Raw genomic sequence first — 3521 nt, forward strand, 5'->3', positions numbered from 1 at the left:
AACGTGGTCAGTGGCGGCGTGGTCAGCGGCTTCCCGCAATCGGCGACCACCGCCCTGGGCAATACCCTGACCATCACCGGCTACAATCCGGCGACCGGCGTGGTGACCTACAGCTACACCTTGCTCGATAACGAGAGCCATCCGACGGCCAATGGTGCCAATAGTCTCAACGAAAGCTTTACGGTAACCGCCACCGATACCGACGGCAGCACCGCCAGCGGTTCGATCGACGTCAATATCGTCGATGACCTGCCGAGCGCTGTTAACGACACCAACGCAGTTACGGCCACTGAGGTACAGCTGACCCTCACCGGCAATGTGCTGACCAACGACGTACAGGGCGCCGACCGCGTAACCGGGCCGATCACCGCTGGCACCTTTGTCGGTACCTACGGCACCCTGGTGCTGGCCGCCGACGGTTCCTACACCTACACCCTGAACCCCAACGATACGGACTTCATCAACCTGCACGGCGGTGGCACAGGTGTCGATACCTTCACCTACACCTTGCGCGATGCCGATGGCGACACCAGCACAGCGACGCTCAAGCTCAATGTCAGCAACCTGGACAACCCGGTCACCATTGACGGCCTGAACGTCAACGGTGGCGAGCTGACCGTCTACGAGAAGAACCTCAGCGACGGCACCAGCCCGGACTCTCCGGCCCTGACCCAGAGCGGCACCTTCACCGTTACGGCTCCTGACGGCCTGCAAAGCCTGACCGTCGGTGGCATCAGCGTGGTCAGTGGCGGGGTGGTCAACGGCTTCCCACAGAGCGGGACTACGCCGCTGGGTAACTCGATCACCATCACCGGTTACAACCCGGCCACTGGCGTAGTCAGTTACACCTACACCTTGCTCGACAACGAAAACCACCCGAACGCCAATGGCATCAACAACCTCAACGAGAGCATCAATGTCGTCGCCACCGACACCGATGGCAGCTCCGCCAACGCGACGATCGATGTGAAGATTGTCGACGACGTACCGAATGCAGTCGGGGCAGAACGCTCGGTGACTCCGGGGCAGGTGGATTCCAACCTGCTGCTGGTGATCGACGTTTCCGGCAGTATGAATGAGGCGTCTGGCGTGCCGGGCCTGACGCGGATGCAACTGGCCAAGCAGGCGATCAATGCCTTGCTCGACAAGTACGATGAAATGGGCGATGTAAAGGTCCAACTGGTGACCTTCTCTACCGGGGCCAACCAGCCTTCAACTGTGTGGGTGACCGTCGACCAGGCCAAGGCTATCGTCAACGGCCTCAGCGCGGGTGGTTCGACCTATTACGATTCGGCGATTACCTCGGCGCAGTCGGCCTACACCACCGGAGGTAAAATCACCGGTGCGCAAAATATCGTGTACTTCTTCTCCGACGGCGCACCTACGTCCGGGCACGCGATTACCGCGCCGCGCGAAGTTGAATGGGAGGGTTTCCTCGACAGTAACGGGATCAAGTCCTACGCGATCGGTCTGGGCAGTGGCGTCAATGCCGGTAACCTCAATCCGTTGTCCTACGACGGTAGTACCCACACCGACACCAATGCCACTGTGGTCACCGACCTCAACCAGCTCAACTCGGTGCTGTCCGGCACCGTCCAGGGGGCGCCGATCACCGGTAGCCTGATGAGTGGCGGCCAGTTCGGCGCTGATGGCGGCTTTATCAAGTCGCTGGTGATTGACGGCACCACCTACACCTACGATCCAAAGGGCAACGGCGGTGCGGGCTCTTATGCCACCAGCGGTGCGGCGGACCGGGGTACTTTCGATACCGGCACCAACAGCATTACCGTGAAGACGGCGATAGGCGGCAGCATTGTGGTCAACATGGATACCGGCGACTTTACCTACACGCCGCCCAAGGACACCGGCAGCGGCCAGGTCGAGCAGATCGGCTTCGTCGCCAGTGACAACGATGGCGATACCGCCAGTGCCAATCTGGTGATCAATGTCTACGCCAACACCGCGCCAGTGGCCGGGGCCGACCATGTCATCAGCAACATTCTGTCGAGCAGCATCACCGTGCCCGCCGAAGCCTTGCTGGCCAATGACAGCGATGCCAACCATGACCGCCTGAGCGTGCCTTCGACGACCACCTTCGATACCGGCTGGGCGGCAAAAGGTGCAGGCTTTACCGTGGGCAGCGGTACACCGCCGACGGTTACCTTCAATGGTACCAACAACACCGGCGCCAACCAGCTGCGGGACCTGCCGCGCAGTGCCTTCAGAGGCCCGGCCAATGCCATGACGGCGGCACTGGTTGTCAGTGGCTACCTGGGGGCAGTGACCACGGCCAATGCCAACGATGAGGACGTATTGACCGTTACCCTGAAAAAAGGCGAGACGCTGACCCTCGATCACAACCTGGCAGCGGGCAACATCCTGATGGAATGGAAAGACGAGAGCGGCAGCTATCAAACCATCGCCGACGGCGGCTCTTTCACCGCCAGCCATGCCGGGGTCTACAGCATCCACCTGGTCAACCTCACCAACTCGTCAGGCAGCAACACCAACGCGGCTGAAAACTACGCGCTGACCATGACTGTCGACTATTCCAACGCCCAGAACGAAACCGCCTACGGCACCTATACCGTCAGCGACGGGCATGGTGGCAGCAGCACCGGCAATGTCGACTTCGTTTATCAGGAGGGCAATACCCTCACCGGTACCAGCGGTGACGATACCCTGCTGGCAGGTGCTGGCAATGACACCCTCAATGCCGGGGCGGGTAACGACGTACTGATCGGCGGGGATGGCAACGACTTCCTCTACGGCGGTGATGGCAATGACCTGTTGATCGGTGGTGCCGGCAACGACCTGCTCGACGGTGGCGCGGGTATTGACACCGCCAGCTACGCCAGCGCCGGCAGCGCGGTGACGGTCAATCTGAGCACGGTCGGAGCGCAGAACACCGGGGGGGCCGGTACCGACACCCTGGTGGCGATCGAGAACCTGATCGGTTCGGACTACAACGACACCCTTACCGGCAACGACAACGCCAACGTGCTTAATGGCGGCCTGGGCAACGACACCCTGATTGGCGGTGGCGGTGATGATGTGCTGATCGGCGGCCCGGGCAACAACACCCTGACTGGCGGCACGGGTAGCGATACCTTCCTGTACCAGCAGGGCAACACCGGGCACGACGTGGTCACCGACTTCACCCCGGGCACCGATCGTCTGGATCTGTCGCAACTGTTGCAGGGTGAGAATGCGACGACAGCGTCGCTGGATGACTATCTGCACTTCAAGGTCACCGGCAGTGGCGCCAGCGTGGTGTCGACCATCGAGGTCAGCTCGGTGGCAGGTGCGGCGCCGACCCAGACCATCGACCTGGCAGGGGTGAACCTGGCCCAGCACTATGGTGTGACGGCAGGTGCGGGCGGGGTGATTGCGGCAGGGCAGGACACGGCGACGATCATCAACGGCATGCTCAACGATCATTCGTTGAAGGTGGATACCGTCTGACGGTGTAGGCCTGTGGGAGCTGGCTTGCCAGCGATCGAGCGCGCAGCGGTCGTAAT

The 3521-nt window shown here is 61.5% G+C and carries 1 protein-coding gene; it reads left to right on the forward strand.

Going from position 1 to position 3521, the window contains the following annotated elements; translation table 11 throughout:
- Positions 1-3465, forward strand: a 3465-nt coding sequence (locus UB48_RS19560) for a type I secretion C-terminal target domain-containing protein (RefSeq protein WP_045200074.1), incomplete at its 5' end; no start/stop codon positions are given.
- Positions 3466-3521 lie beyond the last annotated feature (56 nt).

Origin of the sequence: Pseudomonas sp. 2(2015) (assembly GCF_000955865.1) — a bacterium.
Lineage (GTDB): Bacteria > Pseudomonadota > Gammaproteobacteria > Pseudomonadales > Pseudomonadaceae > Aquipseudomonas.